This is a genomic window from Escherichia sp. KTE52 (assembly GCF_000408325.1).
Lineage (GTDB): Bacteria > Pseudomonadota > Gammaproteobacteria > Enterobacterales > Enterobacteriaceae > Escherichia > Escherichia marmotae.
In genome coordinates this window covers 1,623,223-1,644,690 of record NZ_KE138680.1, presented here as the reverse complement: position 1 = coordinate 1,644,690, position 21,468 = coordinate 1,623,223, and the positions used below count along the sequence as shown (strand labels likewise).

Here is a 21,468-nt window from a genome sequence, read left to right as displayed (position 1 = left end):
TCCTTACTTCATGTCCTGCGGGAAATGTTCTTTGATCACTTCCAGCAGTTTCGGGCCAAAGTCTGTGGGTGAGAGCATGTTGCGCACGCCAACCACATATTTGTTGCCGGTAACAGTGATTTCGCCCGCAATATGGGTAGAAGCGATGATGATATCCGCGCCGCTCAACTCGCTTTTGTACTCGCCAACCGCGCAGCTATTTACCGTGTGGTCAATGTTTGATTGGGTTAAAAACTGGTCCACTTTCATTTTCATGATCATGGAACTGCCTTGTCCGTTGCCACACACAGCCAGAATACGTACGGTCATAATCAAAACTCCTTATTAAGCAGACTGTTCTGCCAGTTGTTTTTCTGCATCTTCTTCTGCGCGCAGCGCGCGGCCAGCGAAGTACATATAAGCCAATGCAATAACGATGATGACGGCCATAAAGGCGATACCGATGGAGAAGAAGCCCTGCATCATCGGCGGTGCCAGAATCGACCAGTCCGCCATGCCCATCCAGGCACTCATACCGGTGAGTTTCACCGCCCAGACGCAGCCAAAGATTTCAATCATCCCCATCACCAGACAAATCTTCAGCGCCGCACGTCAGCCGCCGAAGTGGTTCGCGAATACGCCGATGGTGGCGTTGGAGAAAAACATCGGGATAAAACCAGGAATGATCAGAATCGCGGAACCGCAGGCGACCAGAATACCAACCGCTATTAGTTGCCCGATGGTGCCCCACATAAAGCCCCAGACCACGGCATTCGGCGCAAAGCTATAGATAGCCGCACAGTCAATCGCCAGAACCGCACCCGGGATCAGACGCTGGGAGATACCGTTAAATGCTTCAGAGAGTTCCGCGACAAACATGCGCACGCCCTGAGTAATGATGAAGATCGCCACCGCAAAGGAGAAACCGGTTTGCAGGATGTACACCACCCAGTTCACTTTGCCTGCCATCGCCTGCACGGTATCGATACCGAAAGAGAGCAGAATGGCACCAAAGAAGATGGTCATCACAATCGCCGTGGAGACGATGTTGTCGTGGAAAATGTTCAGCCAACCGGGCAATTTGAGGTCTTCAACGCTTTCCTCTTTTTTGCCCAAATACGGCGCGACCTTATAGGCAAGCCAGGAAGCAAACTGCTGTTGGTGACCGATGGAGAAACCGCAGCCGTCCGTCACTTCCTGAGTCGGCTTGTACATCATGTTGGAGGTGATGCCCCAGTAAAGCGAAACCAGAATCGCAGTGCAGATAATGGTAGTCCACATGGAGTAGCCGAAAATAAACAGCGTGACAGCTATCAGACCCGCCTGTTGGAACATGATGTGGCCGGTCAGCATGATGGTGCGAATACCAGTAATGCGACGCAGCAGCACGTAACAGATGTTTAGCGCCAGTGCCAACAACACCGCATAACCCACCCAGCTATAGGCATCGCCCATACGCTCAATAGTTGCCATCATCGATGCGTAGGTATCTGAAATCGCGCCATTAATGCCATAGACTTCCGACATTTTTGCCACCACCGGTTTAAAAGTGCTGGTCAGGATGCCGGACCCTGCTTGCAGCAACATAAAACCGATAATCGTTTTGATGGTGCCTTTGATAATCACGCTGACGCTTTTACGCAGCAGGATGTAGCCCAGGCAGGTCACAATACCCAGCAATAACGGGGCATTGGTCATGACCTGGTTAAAGAACACGGTAAAGATGCTGTAGAGGATCTCCATAACGATCTCCTGAAGAAGAGGTAACCGGGAATTCCGCACACCCGGAATGTTGTGCACTCACTCTAATTTTCAAAAGTAATCACAACAAGATTATTTGTGATTAAATGTGACGCGGCACGCAAATAATTCCACATAGAAAGTATGGTGTTCACAAGACGAAACAATTACTTATTTAAATTCATTTAGTTAATTAAATTACACACTCCTTTAAATCTTTCCATACTCAAAATCATCAACAACGCTTTCGGTGAAAAGTCAAAAAATGGTCATTGCCTTCCTGAAAAAACAGTGTCAGGATTAATCAAAACCAATCACACATTGATTCAAATTGAACTATCATGAAGGTAAATGGCGATGAGTAAAGTGAAAAGTATCACCCGTGAATCCTGGATCCTGAGCACCTTCCCGGAATGGGGTAGCTGGCTGAATGAAGAAATAGAGCAAGAACAGGTCGCACCAGGCACCTTTGCGATGTGGTGGCTCGGCTGCACCGGGATCTGGTTGAAATCGGAAGGCGGCACCAACGTGTGCGTCGATTTCTGGTGCGGTACTGGCAAACAAAGTCACGGTAACCCACTGATGAAACAGGGTCACCAGATGCAGCGCATGGCAGGGGTGAAAAAACTGCAACCGAACCTGCGCACCACACCATTTGTCCTTGATCCGTTTGCCATTCGCCAGATCGACGCTGTGCTGGCGACTCACGATCACAACGATCATATCGACGTGAACGTCGCTGCAGCCGTAATGCAAAACTGCGCCGACGATGTGCCATTTATCGGGCCGAAAACCTGTGTGGATTTATGGATTGGCTGGGGCGTGCCGAAAGAACGCTGCATCGTGGTCAAACCAGGCGATGTGGTAAAAGTGAAAGACATTGAAATTCATGCCCTTGACGCGTTCGACCGTACTGCACTGATTACCCTGCCTGCGGATCAAAAAGCGGCTGGCGTACTGCCGGACGGGATGGATGATCGCGCAGTGAACTATCTGTTCAAAACGCCGGGCGGTTCCCTGTATCACAGCGGCGACTCCCACTACTCCAACTACTATGCAAAACATGGTAATGAGTATCAGATCGATGTGGCGTTAGGATCTTATGGCGAGAACCCGCGCGGTATTACCGACAAAATGACCAGCGCCGATATGTTGCGTATGGGTGAAGCGTTAAATGCAAAAGTGGTGATCCCGTTCCACCACGATATCTGGTCAAACTTCCAGGCCGATCCGCAGGAAATTCGCGTACTGTGGGAGATGAAAAAAGATCGTCTGAAGTATGGTTTTAAGCCGTTTATCTGGCAGGTTGGCGGCAAGTTCACCTGGCCGCTGGATAAAGACAACTTCGAATACCACTATCCGCGTGGTTTTGACGATTGCTTCACCATTGAACCGGATCTGCCGTTCAAATCGTTCCTGTAATCCGTCGCTTTTACCGGATAGCGTGGAGATGTTCCCGCTATCCGGCGTAGTATTTCCTGGCTATTTCAAATATCATCTAAAAAAATCAAATTTTATCGGAATAGCTCATGACTGAAGCACAAAGACATCAAATCCTCCTGGAAATGCTCGCACAATTGGGCTTTGTGACCGTAGAGAAAGTTGTTGAGCGCCTGGGAATTTCGCCTGCTACCGCACGACGGGACATTAATAAACTCGACGAGAGCGGCAAACTGAAAAAAGTGCGCAATGGCGCGGAAGCCATCACCCAACAGCGTCCTCGCTGGACACCAATGAATCTCCACCAGGCACAGAACCACGATGAAAAAGTGCGTATCGCCAAAGCGGCATCGCAACTGGTCAATCCGGGCGAAAGTGTGGTCATCAACTGTGGTTCCACCGCATTCCTGCTCGGAAGGGAAATGTGTGGCAAGCCTGTGCAAATCATCACCAATTATTTACCGCTGGCAAATTACCTGATCGATCAGGAACATGAGAGCGTGATCATCATGGGCGGGCAGTACAATAAAAGCCAGTCCATCACCTTAAGCCCGCAGGGCAGTGAGAACAGCTTGTATGCCGGCCACTGGATGTTTACCAGTGGCAAAGGGCTGACGGCAGAAGGGTTGTATAAAACCGATATGCTAACAGCGATGGCAGAGCAGAAGATGCTGAGCGTGGTGGGGAAACTGGTGGTTCTGGTCGATAGCAGCAAGATTGGTGAGCGCGCGGGTATGCTCTTTAGCCGCGCCGATCAAATCGATATGCTGATCACTGGCAAAAATGCTAACCCGGAAATCCTGCAACAACTGGAAGAGCAAGGGGTCAGCATTCTGCGCGTTTAAAGATGCTGGCGGAAAAATTTCACCGCGGCATCTAACGCTTCTGGCGTAATGCGATGACGCACGCCTGGCTGCCATGAACAGGTTAACTGTTTATCCAGCCCCGCTTCTCTTAGTGCCTGCTGCAAACGTACTGATTCGTCGGCAGGTACGACATCATCATCAAGACCATGCCATAAGAGCAGTGGTCTGTTTCCCAGCTCTTCCCGGTGGTTTGTCGCTTCCCACTCCACCAGCGGAGCGATAATGTTATTAAATTCGCGCTGCTGCGCTGCCGTTTCAGGTATCAGCGGTGGAAACAGTGAACGGGCAAGCGATGTGAAATAGCCCGATCCCATCATGCTGGCGGTACATTTCACCGTGGAGTGGCGAGCGGTAATTCCCAAGGCCGTCATCGCGCCCATCGATGCGCCGCCGACTGCCAGACGGTCATCAAGCAGCCAGTTTTCTTTAACAATAGCCGCACGTAATGGCGTAAATTCTTGCATATTTTGCCGCAATATTTGCCAGAACTGATTTAACCGTCGCGGTGTGTCGCCACTAAAACGGATACCGTGATCGGGTGCGTCTGGCATGATTACCCGCATACCGGCCTGTGCCAGCGCAACGGCAAAATAGCTATACACCAGACTGGATGAAGTAAAACCGTGATAAAAAATCACGCACGGTAACGGAGTTTCTTTTTGCCCAACGGGATAAGCATGTAGAACGGGAATATCTGCCAGTACGAGCGATTCTAATTCAATCATCTATTCCTCCTTTTTGTCTGGTATGACATGAAGAAATCCTTAGCACAAGTTTCCGCTGGCAGTATTAGTTCATAATGTTGAGATATGGGTTACGCTTTCACCACGTTTTCATTCGAAAATCGCGTACCAGGTAACAATTCGGGAACATTCCCCCAAAGTTAAATTAATAAGGCACTACACTATGGTTAGCAGGAAACGTAATAGCGTTGTTTACCGGTTTGCCAGTTTATTATTGGTGTTGATGTTAAGCGCCTGTAGCGCACTGCAAGGTACGCCACAGCCAGCGCCACCAGTAACGGATCATCCGCAGGAAATTCGCCGCGACCAAACCCAAGGGCTACAGCGAATTGGAACGGTAAGCACAATGGTCCGTGGCTCACCGGATGACGCATTAGCAGAAATCAGAGCGAAAGCTGCCGCGGCAAAAGCTGATTATTACGTCGTCGTAATGGTGGATGAAACCATTGTGACAGGACAGTGGTATTCACAAGCCATTTTGTACCGTAAATAAATCAGACAACTTATACAGTAAGCTTTACATTGCTTTGCGTCCCTATGCGTTTACCTGTGCACAATAAATTACCGGCTGGAAGCTCGGGCGTTTATTACCGCGATGGAATGCCCTGCAACATGTGGGGAAACGAAAAATGGAGCTGACGATGAAACAATTACTTGCCTCACCCTCGCTGCAATTAGTTACGTGTCCCGCGAGCGCCACGGCACAGTCTGCAGAATTCGCCAGTGCTGACTGCGTGACGGGCCTGAATGAAATAGGTCAGATCTCAGTTAGCAATATTTCAGGGGATCCGCAGGACGTGGAACGTATCGTGGCGTTAAAGGCCGATGAACAGGGGGCGTCATGGTATCGCATTATTACCATGTACGAGGATCAGCAGCCCGATAACTGGCGTGTACAGGCGATACTGTATGCATGAGTGTTATCAACAGCGAATGAACAATGCCGGATGCGGCGCGAGCGCCCTATCCGGCCTATAAATTCTATATATTTCATTAAGCGTAAACGCTTACAAACACACACCACCAGTCGCCCGCAGTAACAAATCATTCTGGATCTGCCCTGACAACCGCACACCACCGCGCGTATCTAACATCATCTGACACCACGCCTGCGCCATTGGCGGAGAAGCATATTTCAACATTTGCGCGCCACTACCCAGCAAGAATAGCTGATGAGTAATCTCTCGCCCCAGCTCTTCAGACGGTTTGCGCAGTTGCTGCTGTAAACGACGAACCGCGCGATCAAAATAGCGATCCTGTCCTTTCACTTCCATAAACGCTTCCGTCAATAACTCGTATACGCCAGCCTGCTTATTAAGAACGCGCAGCACATCCAGACACATAATATTGCCGGAGCCTTCCCAGATACTGTTCACCGGCATCTCCCGGTACAGCCGCGGCAACTCGCTCTCCTCGCAATAGCCAATACCGCCCAACACCTCCATCGCTTCGGCCACAAATGGGACGCCACTTTTGCAAATCACAAACTTCGCTGCTGGCGTAAATAAACGCGCCCACAGGGCTTCTTTAGCATCGGCACGCCGATCCCACGCCCGTGCCAGACGAAACAACAGCGCCGTTTGCCCTTCAAGCTGAAGCGCCATGCGACTTAAGACATGACGCATAAGGGGCTGTTCGATCAACGGATTGCCAAATACATGTCGTTGATGAGCGTGATAAATCGCCAGCGAAAATGCACGGCGCATCATGGCATGGCTACCCAGGGCACAATCAAAACGCGTCATCCCGCCCATTTTCAGGATCAGGCGGATGCCTTCTCCCTCCTGGCCTAACAGCCAGCCGATAGCATCCTGAAACTCCACTTCGCAACTGGCATTAGAGCGATTGCCCAGCTTATCTTTCAGGCGTTCCAGGCGAATCGCGTTACGTTGTCCATCAGGCAAAAAACGCGGCACAAAGAAGCAGGACAATCCGCCCGTGGTCTGTGCCAGCACCAAATGCGCGTCGCTTTGCGGCACCGAGAAAAACCATTTATGCCCCACCAGCCGATAAGAACCATCGTCCAGACGCTCTGCCCTGGTAGTATTGCTCATCACATCAGAGCCGCCCTGCTTTTCTGTCATTCCCATGCCAATCAACAGACCGCGTTTTTGCCCGCCTGGCAGCAAATGGGAATCGTAGCGATCGCTCAACAGCGGCGTGGTCCAATCCTTGAATGGTGCAGGTAACATCTGCAATAACAATGGGGTGGCGGCAAAAGTCATGGTTATCGGACATAACGATCCGGCCTCAACCTGTGCGTGCAACATAAAACGCGCCGCGCGCGCCACAAATGCGCCAGAACGAGCATCTTCCTCCCAGGCCAGATTGTGCACCCGATTGGTACATAGTGCCTGCATCAGCAAGTGCCATGCCGGATGAAAACGCACATCGTCCAGACGGCGTCCCTGAGCATCGTAGCGCAACAATTCTGGCGGATTCACATTCGCCAGTCGCCCCAGTTCAAGGGATTCAGCCGTCCCTAACTGCTGACCAATACTGGCGAGAAAATCACTATCCCAGCCCGCACCTTCACGTGTTACCGCTTCGCAAAGCGCGCCATCGGACAGGTATAGATTGCTGTTATTTAAAGGTATCGGTTGATTAAAAACGGTGTGAGTTTGCCAGTGCACTGTGTCTCCCTCCATCAATGGCAGTCACCATTAGTATGGTCACTGCCACGGATTCCTGACAGAAAGAGATTGCTAAAACATTCTTAACCCGCAATGTAATGCGGAACAAAACGCGAAGTATCTTTAGTGATCAGCGTGTTATCTTCGCGAATCCCCATACCGCACGCTTCATCATCGACAATCCAGCTACCAATCAATGTGTAGCTATCGCCAAAGCGCGGCAAAGGCTGAAAAGCCTGGTAGATCATCGGTTCATCGGCGTAATCACCCTCAGCATGGTCAACGACGTTGTTCTGACCGTCAAAAATGGTGACGTTACCGCCTTCCCGTGAGTAGATCGGTTTACGCACGTAGCTTTCGCCCGCAGCAATCTGCGGTTTCTCGCCCTCAAACCAGGATGCCAGAAGATTAGGATGACCAGGGAAAAAGCGCCACAATAGCGGCATTAACCCTTTGTTGCTCAAGATACTTTTCCATAACGGTTCCACCCATTGCTCACGACGCTTGCGCAGCAGCGGGCCGTTATCGTCACGCATCATCCACTCCAGCGGATACAGCTTAAACGCACGCTGGATGACGTTATCATCGAGATCGGTCAGCACACCGCCGACGCCCAGGCCGAGATCTTCAATATAGATAAACCGCGATTCCTGTCCTGCCTGCTGGGCGCAGTCTTGCAAGTACAGCACGGTAGTCCTGTCTTCGTCGGTATCCTGACAGCAACAAAAATAAAACGGTTCACGGCTATAAATCTCGCTAAAGCGCGAAATCAGACGCTCCTGAATGACATTGTACTGATCAGCGTCACGCGGAATAATGCCGCTGCGCCGGGCATCTTCCAGCCACAACCACTGAAAATAAGCCGATTCATACAGCGAGGTCGGCGTATCGGCGTTGTACTCCAGCAACTTCACCGGCGCATTACCACACCAGGCAAAATCCATACGGCCATACAGCGAAGGATCGCGCGCGCGCCAGCTTTCAGCAATTACATCCCAGTACAGCGGGGGGATCGCCAGTTGCGTCAGGATCTCTTCATTTTTAACCGCACGATCCACCACCTCAAGGCACATCTGATGCAGTTCCGCAGTCGGTTTTTCGATCTGCTCTTCAATCTGCCGCAGGGTAAAGCGATAAGCACGACTCTCATCCCAATAGATTTCATTGTCGATGATATGAAAGTCAAATCCGTTATCGGCAGCGATCTGATCCAGATCCCGCCGCACAGGAACGTTGTGTCTCAGCATGATTAGCCTCCCCAATGCCCACGGGCGCTGGAAGAACGACCATAGCCGCCGCGAGAAACGGTTGATGCTTTTCTGGTGGTAAAGCCGCCCGAAGAGTAAGACTCTTTTTTGCCAGAACCGGAGCGCCAGGAGTAATCACCGGAAGTGTTGCGCCAGACGGGGCGCGAAGCATAAGAGGAGCCGCCACTGTTATAAACAAACTGCTCATCGCGATCTTTACGAATAACCCGACTTAATAAAAATCCAGAAATGACCGGGAGCCAACTCTGTTCGACGTTGTCGTAATAGCAATTTTCGTACTTAGACTGACAATTCTGCTGAGTCATATTCTTCGGAACATCGGCATAAAATGCCGCTTTGGCGTTGTTCCAGCCATGAGCACAGATATCTGAATTATTACCGTCATCAATGCAATCCTGCACTGTCGAGTAAAACGTTCCGTCGCCGTCGTTATCGACATCGCCACTATCGCCACAACTTTTCAATACGAAAAAAGCGGCTCCCCCCATTAGCGCCAACGTTAAGTATTTATGTGCGTAGCGATTTCGCTGCGGCGCGAAGGGATTATTCGGTCGATTAATACGGCTGATGGCTCCGTGAGCTGGTTTACTGCTATTTCTTGATTTGCGTTTTCTGGCCATGATCGTCCATTACCATGTCATACAAGCTGCGTTAAAAATACCACCAGCCAGCGCGGCGGTTCCCATAAACATTCCTGCGGCGGTATTGTGATTAATAATTTTGTCGCTTAATGCGGGTATATAAAGTCTGACGCCAGAAAAAACGAGTAATTGAATCACCAGTGCGATCCCACCCCAGGCAAAATAATCAGGAATACTCACCGCATTGATTGCCGCACTGGATAATGGAATAACATAACCCAGCAATGTCCCGCTGAACGCCAGTGACGCCGCGATATTATTGTTTTTGATTAACTGCCATTCATTATGCGGAGTAATTTTGGAATAGATAAACAGAAAGATAATCACCATAGCCACGCCAATAAAAAAATAGGCGCTAAAAGCAAGGAGTGAATCAAGAATATGCATTATAAACTTCCCTGTAATTAACCAATAATATGAAGTGATGTTAGTGGGATATCGACACCCAGCGCACGCGAAAATAACCACTCCGGTTCACCGAGTTCGTTAAAGGATTCCTCACCATTTAACAGCAAATATTCGTAAGTATCTTCGGTCACCTGTCGCTGGTAACCCATCATAAAGTTATGCACTTCCCATTTGGTATGGTTTTGATTTTCTATTTTTTCCAGCATGTAGACCGGCTCAATATTACCTGGTTCTTCGCTATTAAAAAATCGCTGCCAGCGTTTTCCCTGCCAGTTTAAGGTCATCATCCCCATTGCTTTGGCATTAATTGCCTCGCGCCAGTGGCTCTCTTTGCTGATACCGTAACTCTCTTCATAGACAAAGAGCTTGATATCATCAATGTCATCAATGTCTTCGCCGCCAGTGGTATTGATTTGCAGGAATTCATCACCGGAAGTGTAGTAACGGAATATCTGACTACCGCCCCCCAGATCGATGCGACTGGCTGCAGCTACAGTGTATTCTTCCCCCGGTAACGCAATCAGTAATTCATCTTCCAGTAAACGCAACGCTAACGTATCGAGCGTAAAACCATTATGGAGATGCAACCCCAGCGGACCACGAGCGACAGCAGGCTTATCATCATTGCCAAACAGGCGCTGGAAAAAACCAGACATATTTTACCCTTAAAATAGCTGCCAGCCTTTTAGTGAGGCTGGCAAAAAAATTACTCACCCTGTTGGCGTTGCAGCCTTGCCAGCACATCCTGAGCACTGCTTTTGTTAACTCCACCAATCCCCGCTTCCGCCAGTTTTTCGTCGAGATCGCGGCCGTCTGCCACTTTCTCCAGTTGTGCAGCGGCATCCAGCCGTGCCTGACGTTCAGCCTGACGCGCTTGCAGGCGTTTTAAGGATTCAGCCGCTGTAGAGACGCTGGAAGATGCTCCAACGGTAGAGGTCGTTACTGCCTGTTGCGCACGCTGCATGGCTTCAGTGGCCTTAACGACTTCCATCTGTTGCTCAAATTGAGCAATACGCTGTGCCGTTGCCGTTACCGCTTTTTCCACACCATCACGGGAGACTTCAAGATTCGACAACACTTGCTCTTCAGCGGTAATGAGATTCTCAAGGCGCGCGATTTCTTCAGCGACTTCGTTAATCAACGACGGGTTGACGTTCTTACTTAATGCTTCCAGCGCACGGGCTTCCAGAGTGGCTTTACGCTCACGTAAATCTTTCAGTTTATCGTTACTTAATTTCACTCGCGCCAGCAGATCGACGCGTGATTTTCCGGCTTTATCCAGTTCAGCTTTGGCGTCGCGAATATGTTGTTCCAGCATCCGCACACCCTGGTTTTCTTCAATGGATTCTTCCGCCTGTGAAATAAAAGACTTACCTAATGTAAATAAACTTTTTAAAATCCCCATAAATACCTGTCTTCGTGATTAATATGAATATTCTTCAGTAATTTCAGCTAAATCCAATGCATTATCTACCAGCGTGGTTATCTCCAGCAGGAGATCATCAAGGGAAGAGTTAAGCGATAATGCACCAAAAACAATGTAATACTCTTCCTGCTCCACACTGGAGATCCCTACCGATGACAGTGGCATAATCTTCTGATTTCTTAATAAGAAGGTATTAAATTCATCTGGATTACTGATACAACTTACCGGGCAAATAAATGTTTCGATAATCATCTGGCGGGAAGTAAAAAGAATATTGATTTGCAAATCGCCATAATCATTCATTTTAATAATTAATGCGTTTTCATTATTTGTTATATCAATATTTTGTTCAGGTACAGTTTGCAGCGCCGTCGCCAGCGCCAACGGATTCCATGTCATATATTATTCCATAGTGATTAAGTTAAAATATTAATAATATGAATATTTGTAGCACGTAATTATCTTACCAGCTCCAGGTAAAAAAAAACCATCCAAATATGGATGGTTTTTCATAATTCAGAGGAATTAGCTACGCTGGCGTACTGCTTCAAATAAACAAATGCCGGTCGCTACCGAAACGTTCAGGGAAGAAACGCTTCCTGCCATCGGGATGCTGATCAACTCATCGCAATGTTCACGGGTCAGGCGACGCATGCCTTCACCTTCCGCGCCCATCACCAGTGCCAGACGCCCGGTCATTTTGCTCTGATAGAGAGTATGATCCGCTTCACCCGCCGTACCGACGATCCAGATATTCTCTTCCTGCAACATACGCATGGTGCGCGCCAGGTTAGTCACCCGAATCAGAGGAACGCTTTCTGCCGCGCCACAGGCCACTTTTTTCGCCGTTGCATTGAGTTGAGCGGAACGATCTTTCGGTACAATCACCGCATGAACGCCAGCGGCGTCTGCGCTACGCAGGCACGCACCGAGGTTGTGTGGATCGGTAACGCCGTCGAGGATCAGCAGGAACGGTTGTTCGAGCGAAGCGATCAGATCCGGCAGATCGCTTTCCTGATACTGACGTCCAGGCTTCACGCGGGCGATAATGCCCTGATGCACGGCACCGTCGCTTTTCTCGTCGAGATATTGACGATTTGCCAACTGGATAACCACGCCATGAGATTCGAGGGCGTGAATCAGCGGTAACAGACGTTTATCTTCACGGCCTTTTAAAATAAAGACTTCCTGAAAACGTTCAGGGGCGCGCTCCAGCAGGGCCTGCACTGCGTGGATGCCGTAAATCATTTCGCTCATTAATGTACTCGTTGTTAACGTTTTGCCTGATACGCTACGCTTATCAGGCCTACATGATTCTGCAATATATTGAATTTGCGTGATTATGTAGGCCTGATAAGGCGTTCACGCCGCATCCGGCATGAACAAAGCGCACTTTGTCAGCAATCTGACCCTCTTCTTTTTGAAGAGGGTTTTGATCACTCAGCTACTTTTTTCTTCGCTGCACGCTTCGCTTTGGTCGCTACAGCTATTTTCTGCGTTTTAGCCGATGGCTTTTTCGCTTTTCTCGCGTCTTTTTTCGCCGCTTTCGGCTTCGCTTTTTTCTCACCACGGAAAGCACTGTCTGGCTCAAAGTTTACCTTTTTGCCCACCTGACGACGCTTACCGGCTTTTTTACCTGCATCACCTTTTTTCGCTTTCTCGCGCGCCGTTTTACCGACGTTGCGTGGCGCGCGTTCGCTGGAGATCAGGCTAAAGTCGATCTTGCGCTCGTCCATATTAACCGCTTCGACGCGAACTTCCACGCGGTCGCCCAGGCGATAAGTCTGGCCGCTGGATTCCCCCATCAGACGTTGACCAACCTGATCAAAGCGATAGTAGTCGTTATCCAGCGAAGAAACGTGGACCAGGCCATCAATAAACAGATCATCCAGGCGAACAAAGAAACCGAATCCAGTGACGCTGGAAATTACGCCTTTAAAGACGTTGCCCACCTGGTCGAGCATAAAGTCACACTTCAGCCAGTCTGCCACATCACGCGTTGCTTCATCGGCACGACGTTCCGCCATCGAACAGTGCTGACCCAGTTGCAGCATCTCTTCCATTGAATAATGGTAGCCACCGGTTTCAGTCGTGTTCCCCTGAAGCCCCTGCTCTTTCGCCAACAGATACTTAATGGCACGATGCAGCGTCAGGTCAGGATAACGACGAATCGGTGAGGTAAAGTGGGCATAAGACTGCAATGCCAGACCAAAGTGACCGCGGTTTTCCGGATCGTAAATCGCCTGTTTCATTGAGCGCAGCAGCATGGTTTGTAGCATTTCTGCGTCAGGACGGTCGGCAACCGACTCCAGCAGTTCTGCGTAGTCGCGCGGTTCTGGCTTGTTACCACCCGGCAATTCCAGCCCCAGTTCCGCCAGCACTGAACGGAAAGAGGTAATCGCTTCGGTGCTCGGCTTGTCGTGAATACGGAACAATGCCGGTTCTTTCGCTTTCTCAACGAAACGTGCCGCCGAGATATTCGCCAGAATCATACACTCTTCAATTAATTTGTGCGCGTCGTTACGCTGAGTCTGTTCGATACGTTCAATACGACGTTCAGCGTTGAAAATAAACTTCGCTTCTTCACTCTCAAACGAGATCCCACCGCGCTCTTCGCGGGCTTTATCCAGCACTTTATAGAGGTTATGCAGCTCTTCGAGATGCTTAACCAGCGGCGCGTATTGTTCACGCAGTTCCTGATCGCCCTGCAGAATATGCCAAACTTTGGTGTAAGTCAGACGCGCATGAGAGCTCATCACCGCTTCGTAGAATTTATAGCCGGTCAGGCGACCTTTCGACGAAATGGTCATCTCGCACACCATACACAGGCGGTCTACCTGCGGATTGAGCGAGCACAGGCCGTTAGAGAGTACTTCCGGCAGCATCGGGATAACCTGCGACGGGAAGTAGACCGACGTACCGCGGTTACGTGCTTCTCTGTCCAGCGGTGTTGGTGGACGCACATAGTAACTGACGTCGGCAATTGCGACCCATAAACGCCAGCCACCGCCGCGTTTCTTCTCGCAGTAAACCGCATCGTCAAAGTCACGGGCGTCTTCGCCATCAATGGTGACCAACGGTAAATCACGCAGATCGACACGGCCTGCTTTTGCCTCTTCCGGCACTTCTTCTTTCAGCCCGGCAACCTGTTGCTCAACAGCCTGCGGCCAGATGTACGGAATTTCATGGGTGCGCAGGGCGATATCAACCGCCATGCCGGTGCCCATATTGTCGCCAAGTACTTCGACGATTTTACCCACCGCTTTGGTACGACGTGTCGGGCGTTGAGTCAGTTCGACAACAACGACAAAGCCCATGCGTGCGCCCATGATCTGATCAGGTGGGATTAAGATATCGAAGCTCAAACGGCTGTCGTCAGGAACCACAAAGCCGACGCCCGCTTCGGTAAAGTAACGACCCACAATCTGGCTCGTTTTTGGCACCAGTACGCGGACAATACGCGCTTCACGGCGGCCTTTACGGTCAGCACCAAGCGGTTGCGCCAGAACCTGATCGCCATGAATGCAGGTTTTCATCTGCTCGCTGGAAAGATACAAATCATCTTTACGCCCTTCAACCCGCAGAAAGCCGTAGCCATCACGGTGGCCAATAACAGTACCTTTCACCAGATCGAGACGTTCCGGCAGCGCATAGCACTGACGGCGAGTGAAGACCAGTTGACCGTCGCGCTCCATCGCGCGCAGGCGACGACGCAGGCCTTCAAGCTGCTCTTCGCCTTCAATGTGCAGCTCTACCGCCAGCTCATCACGACTGGCCGGTTTTTCACGTTTGGTTAAATGTTCGAGGATAAATTCCCGACTAGGGATGGGATTCGCGTATTTTTCAGCTTCGCGTTCCTGGAAAGGATCTTGTGACATCTCGGTTCCTCCGTTGTCATCTCTGATGAAGATTTTCGTCACTCCACCAGCAATAATTTATAAAGCGGTTGATTCTCTTCAACCAAATCGGCAAGCGTGTAGTTATCCAGTTCCGTAAGAAAACTTTGCACGGCCTTTGAAAGTGCCTGTTTCAACCGACAGGCAGGTGTGATGTGGCAAAACTCACTGCTGCAATTCACCAACGATAAGGGTTCCAGCTCGCGCACCACATCACCAATACGTATAGCACTCGCCGGTTTACCCAGGCGAATGCCGCCATTTTTTCCACGAACAGCAGTCACGTAGCCGGCACGACTAAGTTGATTGATTATTTTGACCATATGATTACGGGAAACGCCGTAGACGTCAGTCACTTCAGAAATGCTGGTCATCCGCCCTTCTGGCAATGATGCCATGTAGATCAGCGCGCGTAATCCGTAATCAGTGAAACTCGTTAACTGCACATCAACCTCAAAAAAGGGAAAGCGGGAAAAAATACATTTACATTGATGATAAACCAGCCACAAGCTGTGTCGCTAATTTATTTCAGTTTGGGGAAGGAAAAAAGCGAGGATTTAACACTGTGTCGGATAGCGTAATGGCTTACCCGACACAGTAATGTATCACACTGCTAGCCCGGCAGGCAAAAGATCTGCCGGGCGTACCAGAATTACGCGTCGAACGGGTCGCGCAGAATCATGGTTTCAGTACGATCCGGACCAGTAGAGATGATATCGATCGGCACACCGGTCAGCTCTTCAATACGCTTGATGTAGTTCAGCGCTGCCTGCGGCAGACCGCTACGATCTTTCACGCCAAAGGTGGATTCAGACCAACCCGGCATGGTTTCGTAAATCGGCTCAACGCCTTTCCAGTCATCTGCTGCCAGCGGAGTGGTGGTCACTTCGCGACCATCCGGCATACGGTAGGCCACGCAGAGTTTCACCTCTTTCAGGCCGTCCAGAACGTCCAGTTTGGTCAGGCAGAAGCCAGACAGAGAGTTCAACTGTACCGCACGACGAACAGCAACGGTGTCCAACCAGCCGGTACGACGGCGACGACCCGTTGTCGCGCCAAATTCGTTACCCTGCTTGCAGAGGAACTCGCCAGTTTCATCAAACAGCTCGGTCGGGAACGGACCTGCACCTACACGAGTGGAGTAAGCTTTGAGGATACCCAGAACGTAATCAACATAACGCGGGCCCAGGCCGGAACCGGTCGCCACGCCACCTGCAGTGGTGTTGGAAGAAGTTACGTACGGATAAGTACCGTGGTCGATATCCAGCAGCGTACCCTGCGCACCTTCGAACATGACGAAATCGCCACGCTGACGCGCCTGGTCGAGCAGGTCAGAAACGTCAACCACCATAGAAGTCAGGATGTCGGCAACAGCCATCACATCATCCAGAACTTTCTGGTAATCAACCGCTTCAACTTTGTAGTAGTTAACCAACTGGAAGTTGTGATATTCCATCACTTCTTTCAGTTTTTCAGCGAAGGTTTCTTTGTCGAAAAGGTCGCCAACACGCAAACCGCGACGTGCTACTTTATCTTCGTAGGCCGGCCCGATACCACGACCCGTGGTGCCGATCGCTTTCGCACCACGCGCTTTCTCACGTGCGTTATCCAGCGCCACGTGATAATCAAGGATCAGCGGACATGCTTCAGACAACAGCAGACGCTCACGAACGGGGATGCCACGGTCTTCCAGTTCTTTCATCTCTTTCATCAGCGCTGCCGGAGACAGCACAACACCGTTACCGATGATGCTGGTTACATTCTCGCGAAGAATACCTGATGGAATAAGATGGAGAACGGTTTTTTCACCGTTGATTACGAGAGTATGGCCTGCGTTGTGACCGCCCTGGTAGCGTACAACATATTTAGCCCGTTCAGTCAGAAGATCGACGATCTTACCTTTACCTTCGTCACCCCATTGGGTGCCCAGTACGACGACGTTGTTACCCATTTTTCAAAATCACCGTTTGCTTAAAAATGGATTCTACCATCGCTTTTTCAGAGTTACAGCACTTTTTGCATCCAAAAATGACCTTAGTCAGTCTATTTTTTGCTCAGCCAATCGTTTTCCTCAACATGTAGTAGACCACAACGCCCGCAACCACAAGTCCACCGCCAAAACGGCGTAAAATATTATCGGGTAAATTGGTCATCGCGGAGATCATCTTCTTCCACGCCTGTGGGTAAAGCATCGGCCCTAAACCTTCCAGCACCAAAACCAGAGCAAGCGCCAGCCAGATTGTCGAATTCATTCATTGTCCTTATAGAAAAAGAAAACCACCGGCATCCCTGAGGATGCGGTGGCTTTATTTACCTGTACCGCGGTCGTTATCTTAACGCGTCGCGGAGCTCGGCGTCTTCATATAGCGGAAGAAATCGCTGTCCGGGCTCATGACCATCACGTCCTGATTACCGGAGAAGCTATTCTCGTAGGCACGCAGGCTACGGATGAACGCGTAGAAGTCTGGGTCCTTGCTGAATGCATCAGCAAACAGTTTAGCCGCTTCGGCATCGCCTTCACCGCGCATGATACGGCCCTGACGCTCTGCTTCTGCCAGCGTTCTGGTGACTTCATAGTCAGCAGTCGCACGCAGTTTTTCCGCTTCTTCCTGACCTTGCGAACGATGACGACGCGCTACCGCTTCACGCTCGGCGCGCATACGGTTGTAGATCGCTTCAGACACTTCGGTCGGCAGGTTGATCTGCTTAATACGCACATCGACAACTTCAATACCCAGCGCCGCCATACTGTTCGGGTTGATGACCGGAACTTTGCCCTTCGTCTCAGCCGTTACACGTTCAGCGGCTTCTGCGATAGCGTTATCTGCCGCAGGCGTAGACACTTCATCTTCCGTCCCCGCAGAACCAGAGTTCAGCGCGTCACGCACTTCAAGGGTCAGACGACCACGAGAATCAGTGACGATGTCTTTCACATCCAGACGACCAATTTCAGAACGCAGACGGTCAGAGAACTTACGTTTCAGCAGCACTTCTGCTTGCGAAATATCGCCGCCGCCCGTTGCCAGGTAGTAACGGCTGAAATCGCTGATGCGCCATTTGATGTAAGAGTCGACGATCAGGTCTTTCTTCTCTTTGGTCACAAAGCGGTCTGCCTGGTTGTCCATGGTCTGAATACGCGCGTCGAGCATTTTCACCGTTTCAATGAACGGTATCTTGAAATGCAGACCCGGTTCATAAACCAGAGGTTTGTTGTCATCGTCACGCAGTACCTTACCAAAACGCAGCGTAATACCGCGCTCACCTTCTTTGACGACAAAGACAGACATGTAAAGCACTACCAGCACGATGATGATAATCGCGATAACTGACTTACGCATCGTTATTCCCCCTGACGCTGGTAGTCGTTACGCTGCGCGTTGGCGCGGCGTTGGTCCATAATATCGCCCTGACTGGTGGACGACGTGTTGCTTGCTCCACTGGTTGTGGAGGAAGAGGCTGGCGGCAGACGCAGCAAGTTGCTGGCACCGTTGTCGCTCTTCGCCGCAGGCGCGTTGCCGCCTTTCAGCATCTGGTCTAACGGCAGAACCATCAGGTTGCCACCTTTATCGTTAACCAGCACTTTGCGGGTGTTACCCAACACTTTTTCCATCGTCTCGATATACAGACGCTCGCGAGTAATTTCCGGCGCGGCTTTATATTCCGGCAGAAGTTTAGCAAAGCGCGCCACTTCACCCTGGGCTTCCAGGATAGTCTGAGCCTTGTACGCACGCGCCTCTTCGAGGATACGTTGCGCCTGACCGTTCGCACGCGGCTGAACTTCGTTGGTATACGCCTCTGCTTCACGAATGTATTGCTGTTCGTTTTCACGCGCAGCAATCGCATCGTCAAACGCGGCTTTTACTTCTTCCGGCGGACGAGCGGCCTGGAAGTTGACGTCCAGCAGCGTGATACCCATGTCATACGGACGAATCGTCTCTTCCAGTTCGCGCTGGGTATCGCTACGAATCACAGTACGACCTTCCGTCAGAATGCGGTCCATGGTGTATTTACCGATAACTCCACGCAGGGCGCTGTCGGTAGCCTGACGCAGACTGTCATCCGGGCTGGTCACGCTATACAGGTATTTTTCCGGATTGGTTACGCGGTACTGCACGTTCATCTCAACGCGCACCACGTTTTCGTCCGACGTCAGCATCACACCGGAAGCAGCCAGTTCACGCACGGCTTCTACGTTCACCGGTTTGACTTCGTCGATAAACGTCGGTTTCCAGTTCAGACCCGGCTCAACCAGATGGCTGAATTTACCAAAGCGTGTTACCACGCCACGTTCGGCTTCTTTAATGGTGTAGAAACCACTGGCCGCCCAGATAATGACAATCGCTGCCGCTGCGATGGTAACGACACGACCGCCAAGCTGCGGGCGCGGACCTTGCGATGAACTACCACCGCCAGATCCAGTGCCTTTGCCGCCGCCCAGTCCACCGAGCTTTTTGCTCAGTTTGCGGAAGATATCATCTAAATCAGGTGGCCCTTGATCACGACCGCCTTTGTTTCCATTTCCCTCAGAGTTGCCGCCAGGTTTGCTGCTTCCCCACGGGTCGCGGTCTTGTCCGTTATTACCGGGCTGATTCCACGCCATGTTTGTGCTCCATATTTGTTATGCGGTGATCCCTGTTGTCTTTCGACGCCAGAGGATATGACTCCACGCTTCAGACGCTTTGCCGGTTAGATCAGGTAATCGATCAACGCCGGTTCTTGTTTACAGAGGCGACGCCAGTCAATGATCGGCATACGAACTTGCAGACTTACGCTGCCGTCCTCCTCCATCCACTCTTTTTCTATTGCCTGAAGCTGATAAAAACGGCTTCTCAGACGCCCTTCCTGCGGCGGCAAACGCAATGTATGCTGCGCCACCTCACCGGAAAGCCGCTCCGTCAAAGCCTGAAAAAGCTGTGGTATCCCCGCTCCGGTCTGCGCGGAAAGCCAGACACGAATCGGTTTGTTCTCTTCATCTCGATCAATACGCGGTTCGAAATCGTCCAGCATATCGATCTTGTTCATCACCAGCAGGGTTGGGATCTCGTGAGCATCGATCTCTTCAAGAACCGTATTCACCGCTTCGATGTTCTCCTGTACGCGCACATCTGCCGCATCAATGACGTGCAGCAGCAATGTGGCTTGCCGCGTCTCTTGCAACGTGGCTTTAAACGCCGCCACCAGATCGTGCGGCAAGTGGCGAATGAACCCTACGGTATCCGCCAGTACGGTTTCACCGACATCCGCGACGTCAATACGCCGCAACGTAGGGTCGAGGGTGGCAAACAACTGGTCTGCCGCATAAACCCGTGCTTCGGTGATGCGATTGAAAAGGGTAGATTTACCGGCGTTGGTATATCCCACCAGCGAAACTGTAGGAACGTCAGCTTTGATGCGCGATTGCCGCCCCTGCTCACGCTGCTTTTCAACTTTTTCCAGGCGCGACTGTATCTGCACAATGCGATTACGCAACAAACGACGGTCGGTTTCGAGCTGGGTTTCGCCCGGCCCACGCAAACCGATCCCGCCTTTCTGTCTTTCAAGGTGGGTCCAACCACGCACCAGGCGCGTGGCCAGATGGCGCAACTGCGCCAGCTCAACCTGCAACTTACCCTCATGAGTACGTGCACGTTGGGCGAAAATATCTAAAATAAGACCAGTGCGGTCGATAACACGACATTCGCACAAACGCTCCAGGTTACGCTCCTGCGCCGGACTCAGTGCATGGTCAAAAAGAACGACCGAAGCACCCGTCGCTTTTACGGCTTCCGCAATTTCAACGGCTTTACCTTCACCAACAAAATACTTTGGGTGCGGCGCTTTACGGCTACCGGTAATCACCTGCAATGCTTCGACACCGGCGGAAGAGACCAGAGATTCAAACTCCTGGAGGTCTTCCATATCTTTGTCTTGCGTAAAATAGATGTGTACCAGCACCGCCTGCTCACCAGCATCATAACGGTCAAACAAGCGTATAACCCTCTAAATAGATCAGCGGGGAACGCAGGATCGCTGGCTCCCCGTGTAAAAAAACAGCCCAAAACCTTATTCGGTTTCTTCGCTGTCCTGTTGCGCGGAAGTATTCTGCGCGCTGCTACCATGATGGTAGTTACTGCTGGTACTGCCACCGGCGTTGTTACTGTGATGAGAAACCGGGCGAGACGGGACAACAGTAGAAATCGCGTGCTTATAAACCATCTGGCTGACCGTGTTTTTCAACAGGATCACGAACTGATCAAAAGACTCGATTTGTCCTTGCAGCTTAATACCATTCACCAAATAAATAGAAACTGGAACACGTTCCCGACGCAGTGCGTTCAGGAACGGATCTTGTAAAGATTGCCCCTTAGCCATTCTCTCTTTTCCTTATATGCTTATTTGTACTTTGAACCTTTCGATTCTGAAAAAATTGCGCACGATACGTCTCAATT

22 protein-coding genes and 1 pseudogene are annotated in these 21,468 nt (G+C 50.7%); 4 read left to right on the top strand and 19 right to left on the bottom strand.

Translation table 11 applies throughout. The annotated features are described in order from the left end of the window. Nucleotides 1–3 precede the first annotated feature (3 nt). Together ulaB and ulaA are read right to left on the bottom strand one after the other, a co-directional pair. Nucleotides 4–309 carry a PTS ascorbate transporter subunit IIB gene (ulaB, locus tag A1SC_RS03990; RefSeq protein ID WP_000218363.1) on the bottom strand — a complete coding sequence of 102 codons (306 nt, stop codon included), beginning with the start codon at nt 307–309 and terminating at the stop codon, nt 4–6. Between the two features lie 15 nt (nt 310–324). Further along, a pseudogene (gene ulaA / locus A1SC_RS03995) lies at nt 325–1,722 on the bottom strand (PTS ascorbate transporter subunit IIC). A gap of 354 nt (nt 1,723–2,076) precedes the next feature. On the opposite strand from ulaA, the gene ulaG reads away from it, so the two are divergent. Both ulaG and ulaR read left to right on the top strand, forming a co-directional pair. Beyond that, complete coding sequence (gene ulaG, locus A1SC_RS04000) at nt 2,077–3,141, top strand: L-ascorbate 6-phosphate lactonase (protein ID WP_001517631.1); 1,065 nt, start codon at nt 2,077–2,079, stop codon at nt 3,139–3,141. 107 nt (nt 3,142–3,248) lie between these two features. Next, complete coding sequence (gene ulaR, locus A1SC_RS04005) at nt 3,249–4,004, top strand: HTH-type transcriptional regulator UlaR (protein ID WP_016249503.1); 756 nt, start codon at nt 3,249–3,251, stop codon at nt 4,002–4,004. Here ulaR and yjfP read toward each other — a convergent pair. Then, nucleotides 4,001–4,750 (bottom strand): esterase, encoded by a 750-nt coding sequence (gene yjfP, locus A1SC_RS04010; RefSeq protein WP_016262805.1) that lies wholly within the window; start codon nt 4,748–4,750, stop codon nt 4,001–4,003. The genes ulaR and yjfP overlap by 4 nt on opposite strands. Nucleotides 4,751–4,931: 181 nt before the next feature. On the opposite strand from yjfP, the gene bsmA reads away from it, so the two are divergent. Together bsmA and yjfN are read left to right on the top strand one after the other, a co-directional pair. Beyond that, on the top strand, nt 4,932–5,261 hold the full coding sequence (gene bsmA, locus A1SC_RS04015; RefSeq protein WP_000254648.1) for a biofilm peroxide resistance protein BsmA: 330 nt from the start codon (nt 4,932–4,934) through the stop codon (nt 5,259–5,261). A 148-nt stretch (nt 5,262–5,409) separates the two neighbouring features. Further along, nucleotides 5,410–5,685, top strand: coding sequence for a DUF1471 family protease activator YjfN (gene yjfN, locus A1SC_RS04020; RefSeq protein WP_001517630.1), 276 nt, complete (start codon nt 5,410–5,412; stop codon nt 5,683–5,685). A gap of 90 nt (nt 5,686–5,775) precedes the next feature. Here the strand turns inward: yjfN and A1SC_RS04025 are convergent, their stop codons facing one another. From A1SC_RS04025 to hfq, 16 genes are all read right to left on the bottom strand, one after another. After that, nucleotides 5,776–7,401 carry an isovaleryl-CoA dehydrogenase gene (locus A1SC_RS04025; protein ID WP_001517629.1) on the bottom strand — a complete coding sequence of 542 codons (1,626 nt, stop codon included), beginning with the start codon at nt 7,399–7,401 and terminating at the stop codon, nt 5,776–5,778. A gap of 83 nt (nt 7,402–7,484) precedes the next feature. Further along, complete coding sequence (locus A1SC_RS04030; protein WP_000943972.1) at nt 7,485–8,648, bottom strand: glutathionylspermidine synthase family protein; 1,164 nt, start codon at nt 8,646–8,648, stop codon at nt 7,485–7,487. 2 nt (nt 8,649–8,650) lie between these two features. Beyond that, nucleotides 8,651–9,289, bottom strand: coding sequence for a DUF1190 domain-containing protein (locus A1SC_RS04035; RefSeq protein ID WP_000101693.1), 639 nt, complete (start codon nt 9,287–9,289; stop codon nt 8,651–8,653). A 9-nt stretch (nt 9,290–9,298) separates the two neighbouring features. Then, nucleotides 9,299–9,697, bottom strand: a complete 399-nt coding sequence (locus A1SC_RS04040; RefSeq protein ID WP_001517628.1) for a DUF350 domain-containing protein — start codon at nt 9,695–9,697, stop codon at nt 9,299–9,301. A 17-nt stretch (nt 9,698–9,714) separates the two neighbouring features. Continuing rightward, nucleotides 9,715–10,374 carry a YjfK family protein gene (locus A1SC_RS04045; RefSeq protein ID WP_016262804.1) on the bottom strand — a complete coding sequence of 220 codons (660 nt, stop codon included), beginning with the start codon at nt 10,372–10,374 and terminating at the stop codon, nt 9,715–9,717. Nucleotides 10,375–10,424: 50 nt separating this feature from the next. After that, a complete protein-coding gene (locus A1SC_RS04050; protein WP_000511941.1) occupies nt 10,425–11,123 on the bottom strand; it encodes a PspA/IM30 family protein in 699 nt (232 codons plus the stop codon). 18 nt (nt 11,124–11,141) lie between these two features. After that, a complete protein-coding gene (locus A1SC_RS04055) occupies nt 11,142–11,543 on the bottom strand; it encodes a DUF2170 family protein (protein WP_000220117.1) in 402 nt (133 codons plus the stop codon). A gap of 126 nt (nt 11,544–11,669) precedes the next feature. After that, a complete protein-coding gene (rlmB, locus tag A1SC_RS04060; protein ID WP_001293269.1) occupies nt 11,670–12,401 on the bottom strand; it encodes a 23S rRNA (guanosine(2251)-2'-O)-methyltransferase RlmB in 732 nt (243 codons plus the stop codon). A 179-nt stretch (nt 12,402–12,580) separates the two neighbouring features. Further along, nucleotides 12,581–15,022 carry a ribonuclease R gene (rnr, locus tag A1SC_RS04065; protein ID WP_016262803.1) on the bottom strand — a complete coding sequence of 814 codons (2,442 nt, stop codon included), beginning with the start codon at nt 15,020–15,022 and terminating at the stop codon, nt 12,581–12,583. A gap of 38 nt (nt 15,023–15,060) precedes the next feature. Beyond that, complete coding sequence (gene nsrR, locus A1SC_RS04070) at nt 15,061–15,486, bottom strand: nitric oxide-sensing transcriptional repressor NsrR (RefSeq protein ID WP_001177639.1); 426 nt, start codon at nt 15,484–15,486, stop codon at nt 15,061–15,063. 206 nt (nt 15,487–15,692) lie between these two features. Beyond that, nucleotides 15,693–16,991 carry an adenylosuccinate synthase gene (gene purA, locus A1SC_RS04075; RefSeq protein ID WP_000527967.1) on the bottom strand — a complete coding sequence of 433 codons (1,299 nt, stop codon included), beginning with the start codon at nt 16,989–16,991 and terminating at the stop codon, nt 15,693–15,695. A 103-nt stretch (nt 16,992–17,094) separates the two neighbouring features. Then, entirely contained in the window at nt 17,095–17,292 is a 198-nt protein-coding gene (locus tag A1SC_RS04080) for a DUF2065 domain-containing protein (RefSeq protein WP_001089300.1), read from the bottom strand. An 81-nt stretch (nt 17,293–17,373) separates the two neighbouring features. Next, complete coding sequence (gene hflC / locus A1SC_RS04085; RefSeq protein WP_001232407.1) at nt 17,374–18,378, bottom strand: protease modulator HflC; 1,005 nt, start codon at nt 18,376–18,378, stop codon at nt 17,374–17,376. A gap of 2 nt (nt 18,379–18,380) precedes the next feature. Further along, the gene (gene hflK, locus A1SC_RS04090; RefSeq protein WP_000312488.1) at nt 18,381–19,640 is read right to left on the bottom strand and encodes an FtsH protease activity modulator HflK; all 1,260 of its coding nucleotides are present in this window, start codon (nt 19,638–19,640) and stop codon (nt 18,381–18,383) included. Nucleotides 19,641–19,726: 86 nt separating this feature from the next. Beyond that, entirely contained in the window at nt 19,727–21,007 is a 1,281-nt protein-coding gene (gene hflX, locus A1SC_RS04095) for a ribosome rescue GTPase HflX (RefSeq protein ID WP_000460354.1), read from the bottom strand. A gap of 75 nt (nt 21,008–21,082) precedes the next feature. Further along, on the bottom strand, nt 21,083–21,391 hold the full coding sequence (gene hfq, locus A1SC_RS04100; RefSeq protein ID WP_001051887.1) for an RNA chaperone Hfq: 309 nt from the start codon (nt 21,389–21,391) through the stop codon (nt 21,083–21,085). Nucleotides 21,392–21,468: the final 77 nt, after the last annotated feature.

Coding starts and splice junctions, on each gene's coding strand:
- yjfP (WP_016262805.1), bottom strand. CDS start 4,750: ATGATTGAATTAGAATCGCTCGTACTGGCAGATATTCCCGTTCTACAT.
- ulaB (WP_000218363.1), bottom strand. CDS start 309: ATGACCGTACGTATTCTGGCTGTGTGTGGCAACGGACAAGGCAGTTCC.
- A1SC_RS04030 (WP_000943972.1), bottom strand. CDS start 8,648: ATGCTGAGACACAACGTTCCTGTGCGGCGGGATCTGGATCAGATCGCT.
- A1SC_RS04050 (WP_000511941.1), bottom strand. CDS start 11,123: ATGGGGATTTTAAAAAGTTTATTTACATTAGGTAAGTCTTTTATTTCA.
- rlmB (WP_001293269.1), bottom strand. CDS start 12,401: ATGAGCGAAATGATTTACGGCATCCACGCAGTGCAGGCCCTGCTGGAG.
- A1SC_RS04045 (WP_016262804.1), bottom strand. CDS start 10,374: ATGTCTGGTTTTTTCCAGCGCCTGTTTGGCAATGATGATAAGCCTGCT.
- rnr (WP_016262803.1), bottom strand. CDS start 15,022: ATGTCACAAGATCCTTTCCAGGAACGCGAAGCTGAAAAATACGCGAAT.
- hflC (WP_001232407.1), bottom strand. CDS start 18,378: ATGCGTAAGTCAGTTATCGCGATTATCATCATCGTGCTGGTAGTGCTT.
- A1SC_RS04055 (WP_000220117.1), bottom strand. CDS start 11,543: ATGACATGGAATCCGTTGGCGCTGGCGACGGCGCTGCAAACTGTACCT.
- ulaR (WP_016249503.1), top strand. CDS start 3,249: ATGACTGAAGCACAAAGACATCAAATCCTCCTGGAAATGCTCGCACAA.
- A1SC_RS04040 (WP_001517628.1), bottom strand. CDS start 9,697: ATGCATATTCTTGATTCACTCCTTGCTTTTAGCGCCTATTTTTTTATT.
- A1SC_RS04035 (WP_000101693.1), bottom strand. CDS start 9,289: ATGGCCAGAAAACGCAAATCAAGAAATAGCAGTAAACCAGCTCACGGA.
- hfq (WP_001051887.1), bottom strand. CDS start 21,391: ATGGCTAAGGGGCAATCTTTACAAGATCCGTTCCTGAACGCACTGCGT.
- bsmA (WP_000254648.1), top strand. CDS start 4,932: ATGGTTAGCAGGAAACGTAATAGCGTTGTTTACCGGTTTGCCAGTTTA.
- A1SC_RS04080 (WP_001089300.1), bottom strand. CDS start 17,292: ATGAATTCGACAATCTGGCTGGCGCTTGCTCTGGTTTTGGTGCTGGAA.
- hflK (WP_000312488.1), bottom strand. CDS start 19,640: ATGGCGTGGAATCAGCCCGGTAATAACGGACAAGACCGCGACCCGTGG.
- yjfN (WP_001517630.1), top strand. CDS start 5,410: ATGAAACAATTACTTGCCTCACCCTCGCTGCAATTAGTTACGTGTCCC.
- ulaG (WP_001517631.1), top strand. CDS start 2,077: ATGAGTAAAGTGAAAAGTATCACCCGTGAATCCTGGATCCTGAGCACC.
- purA (WP_000527967.1), bottom strand. CDS start 16,991: ATGGGTAACAACGTCGTCGTACTGGGCACCCAATGGGGTGACGAAGGT.